Here is a 543-nt window from a genome sequence, read left to right on the forward strand (position 1 = left end):
AGGAACAGGACCTGGCCCGGGTCGGCGCCGGCGGCGCGGTCCAGCAGCTCGCCCGGTGCGACGCCGAGCACCGCGGACGCCCAGGTCAGGGCGTCGCCGCCGGCCTGGGTGGGCCCGGCGTGCACGTGCAGCCCGCGCCACGACGGGAACGTGACGATGCCCGGGGCGCTGCCGCCGGGCGTCGCGGCGAGGGCCAGGACCTCCGAGGTGCCCGCGATGTCGATCGCGTCTCCGGGGGCGGCGATCCCGCCGCCGAGCAGCGCCGCCCAGGCGTCCATCGTCCCGACGGCGACGGGCAGCCCGGCCGGGAGCCCGCCCGCGCCGGTGGTCTCCCCCGCGACCGACGCCGGGTCGGCCAAGGGCGCCGGCATCGCGCGCAGCCCGGGGACGAGCAGGTCGAGCCAGTCCGGGTACCGGCCGTCGGGGGCGAGGAGACCGGTCGAGGACAACGGGTCGGCCACGGCGGTGCCGGTGAGCCGCTCGAGCAGCCAGTCCTTGGGGGCGAGCAGCCTCCGTGCGCGGGCCCACGCGTCGGGCCGGTGC

General features: G+C 79.7%; 1 pseudogene. It reads right to left on the bottom strand.

Going from position 1 to position 543, the window contains the following annotated elements:
- Nucleotides 1-543, bottom strand: a pseudogene (locus GTW08_RS30815) (xylulose kinase); the annotation flags it as partial.

Source organism: Pseudonocardia sp. SID8383, assembly GCF_009864975.1.
Lineage (GTDB): Bacteria > Actinomycetota > Actinomycetes > Mycobacteriales > Pseudonocardiaceae > Pseudonocardia > Pseudonocardia alni.